We start from the raw sequence: 4931 nt of genomic DNA, 5'->3' as shown, positions 1-4931 counted from the left end.
CTTGGTGCTGACCGGGGGCGGCGCCAGCAGCGACTTGGTCTTCTCGAAATTGATCAGCATCACCCGTTTCGCCGCAGTGCCGGACCGGGCGATGGTCCGGCGCCATTGCGGCACGGCGCCCTTCGGACAGATCACCAGCACCTCGTTTTCCGGCATCGCGGCGACGGCCAGCCAGGCGGACAGGGTCTTGCCCAGGCCTGTCAGGTCACCCAGCAGAAAGCCGAGCCGTCCCGCCGACCGGGCGGCGAGAATGGCGTCGCGCGCCGCGACCTGGTGCGGCCGCGGGACGAAGTCGGGGCCGTCGCCGAGCGGGTCAAAGCGTTTCATCGCCCCTTCCTGGGCTGATCGCCGGCGCCGCGCAAGGCCATCGGGATCGCAAGCGATCCTGGGCATAGGCACGGCGCAGTGTTGCATTTCCGCACCAAATCGCATGACTCATTTGTTACGGCATTGTTTTCGCTTGGTTTTAACTGTTGCCGGCGGCAAGTTCGCCGCGCCTTCCCGAAACGATCGCCTCCGCGATCAGAGGTTCCTATGAAGAAGCGCTTACTCTGCGGGGCCGCGCTGGCGGCCGTCCTGGTCGCGGGTGCAGCCCAGGCCGAAGACGCGAACGTGACCTCGGGCCTGCAGCTCAAGCTCTCGGGCCGCATCGGCTTCCTGGCCGGCGTCCTGTTCAACGACAACCGCAGCCAGGACATCGACCGCGACTACGATTTCGAGTCCGGCGCGCGGCTGCAGTTCGACGTCAAGAACGTCACCGATTCCGGCCTGGAATACGGCGCCCGCATCCGATTCAACAATGTCGACCGGAAGAACAACGTCACCGTCGACCGGACCTATGTCTACCTGAAGGGCAGCTTCGGTACGGTGACCCTCGGCGATGCGCCGTACATCGCGGAGGATTTCCACGTCTATGCGCAGCAGACGCTGGGCAGCAAGTTCGGCCTCGACACGGACTGGGGCAACGGCTTCCGCAGCCCCGGCACCTGGATCGGCGGCAGCGACGCGTTCTTCGCCGTGGCCCCGTACCAGCAGTTCGGAGGCATCAACACCAAGGACACCAAGGTCAAGTACACCTCGCCGAGCTTCGCGGGGCTGTCCTTCGGCGTCGACTTCACGCCGGTGGTCGGCGGCAACGGCCATGCCGGCAACGGCGGCCGCAACGACCTGATCAACGACAGCAGCACGATCTACGAGAACGTCATCGGCGGCGGCATCGACTACCAGCAGACCTTCGACGGCACCGCGGTGCGCTTCGCCGGCATGGCCTATAACGGCAACGGCGTCGGCACCAATAACGACCTCGAGGCCTACTACCTCGCCGGCCAGGTCGGCTTCGCCAACGGCATCTGGGCCAGCGCCAGCTGGACCCATTTCTCCAGCACCTTCCGGGCGGACAAGGCGATCGACTCGATCGTCGGCGACCTGTCCTACACCACCGGCCCGTGGCTGGCCTCGATCGGTTACGCCTATACGACGGCGGAGCGGAACAACAACCTGAACTCGACCTTCACCGACGGCCAGGACCTGAAGACCAGCCACAATGTGATCGGCACGCTGGTCTACAACTTCGCGCCGGGCCTCGATGTGTTCAGCGAGCTCCGCTACGAGAAGGACGAGTTCCGCCAGGGCACGGACTTCGAGACCTCGTCGCTCAGCGTCGGCACCATCCTTAACTTCTGATCCGGACCGGGGCGCGGTCCGCCGCGTCCCGCCCGGCCATCTCAGGCCAACTTGATCCCGAGGACATTGGCGCCGGTGTAGAGGCCCAGCAGCACGATCGCGATGCTGCTGACCACCAGCAGGGCGTTGAACGCCGTCCCGCCATAGAGGTCGGGATCGGTTTCGGAGCGGCGCAGGTACCAGACCGCCACCACCGCGGCCAGCAGGAAGATGCCGGTCGCCACGCCGCCGATCTGGATCATCGGCACTGGGGACTGCACGGTCATGTAGGCCAGCCCCCAGACGATGGGCAGCGCCACGGTGAAGATGCGGATCCAGCGCGTCCGCTGCCGGGTGTCGTGCCAGTCTACGGCACCCATGACGGCGAGCAGGTTGACATACATCCGCGACCAGCTCGGGATCGAGGCCCACAGGGTCGAGCCCAGCACCGCGATCGCGCCGATCAGGAACAGGACGCCCGCCCATTCGCCCAGCGTGTCGGTGTACATGCGCGAGACGGTGGTGATCATCTCATTGCCCGCCGGCACCAGACCCTGCCGGTTCAGCACCGCGGCGCCCATGATGTAGAAGGCGATGGTCGAGAAGGTGTAGATGCACCAGGATAGGAAGGCGTCCTTGTACATCACGCTGATCCAGCCCCGGGCCCGCCGCTTCCAGGCCTCGCTGCCGTCATTCGGGCCGACCGAACGGGCATAGCCCTTCTCGACGCACCAATAGGTGTAGAAGGTCAGCTCATCGGCGCCGACGCCGGTGATGCCGAACATCGCGATGGCAGCGCCCACGGCCCCGGCCGGGATGGTGAGGGCCAGCCCGGTTGCCAGATCGTCCATGGCGTAGGGGTAGGGCGTGAAGGGCAGGCCGAGCGCGATCGCCACGGTGACGAAGGAGAACACCACGACCAGCAGCACGGCGCCGCGCTCGATCAGGCTGTAGTTGTTGGAGTAGAGCAGGGCGATGGAGACGCAGGCCAGCAGCGCGGTCCAGATCCCCAGCGAGACGGCGCCCAGCGGCGGCCCGCCCAGCGGCAGCAGGATGGAGAAGGCCAGCGCCGTGCCGCCCATCACGCCGCCGACCTGCAGGATCTTCGACAGCGCCATGATCGCCCAGAGCAGGTTCACCCAGCCGAGGCGTCCGACGGCCGGTGGCACCTTGTTGTAGCCGGTCAGGGCCGGCTGGCCGGTGGAGATGGTCCAGCGCGCCAGCTCGACCTGCACGGCTACCTTCACGAAGGTCGAAAAGATCACCATCCACAGCAGGGCGAAGCCCACCTGCGCGCCGAGCGTGGTGGTGGCGATCAGCTCGCCGGACCCGACGATCGAGGCCGACAGGATCAGCCCGGGCCCGAGATGCTTGAGGCTGGCGCCCCAGCCTGTAGGTGGCTCGCGCACGCCTTCGGGCGTGAGATGATAGGGATCGTCGGGCAGGGCTCCGCTGCGCGACGTGGCGATATCGGCCATCTCGTCTCCTCCTTCCTGGCGGCAGGTCGTTGCCTGCCGGACTTTCTCTCATTGCCTCCCTACTATGTCGGACATTTCGGCGACCGCAACAGCTTGGTTTGACGCCGGAGCTAGGATCGAATGATCATTTGATAAAAAATGCAGAAGATTTCCGATTTTTCTTGAGCGATGATTGGATTTTTTGCGCAATCGTAGAAAATCTCATATCCCAATAATCTAATTCATTTAGATAGGGTGAATTCACGGTGAGATAACGATAGTGTAGTAGTATCTGGATACTGATAGTGACCGACGGTGGCAGCCGAGGTCGCCGAGTATTCCTCCGCCACCGCCAGGGAGTGGGCATCTTTCCCGGGCTGCGGAGGCTCGATTGTCATGTTCAAAATGCTATTGCTCATCTGCGCGACCGGCCTGTCGCCGGTGGATTGCCAGACCGAAACGGCGATCGACGTCATCCAGGGGCCGACAACCGCGAGCGCTGCAGCGTGCGCGTTCCAGGGGCAGGCTCAGCTCGCGGACACGGCGCTCCCGATCCGGCCGGGCGAGACCTATCTGAAGGTGCGATGCAGACGCGAGGTCGCAGCGGCGCCGGGCATCACCGGGCCCGGGGCAGCTGGATCTGGGGAGTTTGCCGCCTCGGCGCTGTATCGCTGAGCCGGGCGAGGGGGCGGTCACCCCGCCCGCAGGTATTTCGCGCTGCTGTCGTGCTCGAACAGGTACAGCAGCGTACGCAGAGCCTGGCCGCGCGGCCCCTCCAGCTCCGGGTCCTTGTTCAGGATCAGGGCGACATCGTCCTTCGCCACGGCCAGCAGGTCGCCCTGCGAGTCGATGTCGGCGACGCGGAAGTCCGGCAGGCCGCTCTGCCGCGTGCCCAGCACCTCGCCGGCGCCGCGCAGGCGAAGATCCTCCTCGGCGATGCGGAACCCGTCCTCGGTCTCGCGGATCGTCGCCAGGCGCTGCCGTGCCGTCTCCGACAGCGGGGACGAGTACAACAAGATACAACGTGACGCCGCATCGCCGCGGCCGACCCGGCCGCGCAGTTGGTGCAACTGGGCCAAGCCGAAGCGTTCGGCATGCTCGATCACCATCACCGTGGCCGACGGCACGTTGACCCCGACCTCGATCACTGTCGTGGCGATCAGCAGGTCGATGCCGCCTTCGGCGAAGCCGGCCATCACCGCGTCCTTCTCCACCGGCTTCATCTTGCCGTGCACCAGCCCGACCTTCTCGCCGAACATGCGACGCAGATCCTCGAAGCGGTCGGTCGCGGCGGCCAGGTCGCTGGTCTCCGATTCCTCAACTAGCGGGCACACCCAATAGGCCTTGCCGCCGCCGGCCAGGTGCCGGCCGATCCCGGCCACCACCTCATCGATCCGCTCGGCCGAGACGGCGCGGGTGTCGACCGGGGTGCGGCCCGGCGGCTTTTCGGTCAGCTTCGACACCTCCATGTCGCCATAGGCGGTCAGCTGCAGCGTGCGCGGGATCGGCGTCGCGGTCATCACCAGCACGTCGACGCCTTCGCCCTTGGCCGAGAGCTGGAGGCGCTGATGCACGCCGAAGCGGTGCTGCTCGTCGATCACGGCCACGGCCAGGTCGGCAAACTCGACGCTCTCCTGGAACAGCGCATGGGTGCCGACGACGATCCGGATCGATCCGTCCGCCAGCCCGGCCAGCGTCTCCTTCCGCGCCTTGCCCTTGTCCCGGCCGGTCAGCAGGCCGGGCTCGAGCCCCACCGGCTGCAGCAGAGCCGCCAGCGTCTCGCGGTGCTGGCGGGCCAGGATCTCGGTCGGG

Annotated in this window: 5 protein-coding genes; 2 read left to right on the top strand and 3 right to left on the bottom strand. The window is 66.2% G+C overall.

From position 1 onward, the window contains the following. Positions 1 to 327: DEAD/DEAH box helicase family protein (locus ABDW35_RS32230; protein WP_343717938.1), on the bottom strand; the 327-nt coding region annotated here is incomplete at its 3' end. Between the two features lie 207 nt (positions 328 to 534). On the opposite strand from ABDW35_RS32230, the gene ABDW35_RS32225 reads away from it, so the two are divergent. After that, positions 535 to 1683: a porin gene (locus tag ABDW35_RS32225; RefSeq protein ID WP_343717937.1), complete on the top strand. Its 1149-nt coding sequence runs from the start codon at positions 535 to 537 to the stop codon at positions 1681 to 1683. A gap of 41 nt (positions 1684 to 1724) precedes the next feature. Here the strand turns inward: ABDW35_RS32225 and ABDW35_RS32220 are convergent, their stop codons facing one another. Continuing rightward, entirely contained in the window at positions 1725 to 3140 is a 1416-nt protein-coding gene (locus tag ABDW35_RS32220; protein ID WP_343717936.1) for an Nramp family divalent metal transporter, read from the bottom strand. A gap of 294 nt (positions 3141 to 3434) precedes the next feature. Here ABDW35_RS32220 and ABDW35_RS32215 point away from each other — a divergent pair, with 294 nt between their 5' ends. Next, positions 3435 to 3794 carry a hypothetical protein gene (locus tag ABDW35_RS32215; protein WP_343717935.1) on the top strand — a complete coding sequence of 120 codons (360 nt, stop codon included), beginning with the start codon at positions 3435 to 3437 and terminating at the stop codon, positions 3792 to 3794. 17 nt (positions 3795 to 3811) lie between these two features. On the opposite strand, the gene ABDW35_RS32210 is transcribed toward ABDW35_RS32215, so the two are convergent. Beyond that, positions 3812 to 4931, bottom strand: a 1120-nt coding sequence (locus ABDW35_RS32210; protein ID WP_343717934.1) for an ATP-dependent DNA helicase RecG, incomplete at its 5' end; no start/stop codon positions are given.

The organism is Inquilinus sp., assembly GCF_039594555.1.
GTDB lineage: Bacteria > Pseudomonadota > Alphaproteobacteria > DSM-16000 > Inquilinaceae > Inquilinus.
The sequence above is the reverse complement of the archived record's forward strand: the minus strand, read 5'-3'. Positions and strand labels throughout refer to the sequence as shown.

Bases quoted from the DNA above. Each gene is read 5' to 3' on its own strand.
- ABDW35_RS32225 (WP_343717937.1), top strand. From the start codon at position 535: ATGAAGAAGCGCTTACTCTGCGGGGCCGCGCTGGCGGCCGTCCTGGTC.
- ABDW35_RS32220 (WP_343717936.1), bottom strand. From the start codon at position 3,140: ATGGCCGATATCGCCACGTCGCGCAGCGGAGCCCTGCCCGACGATCCC.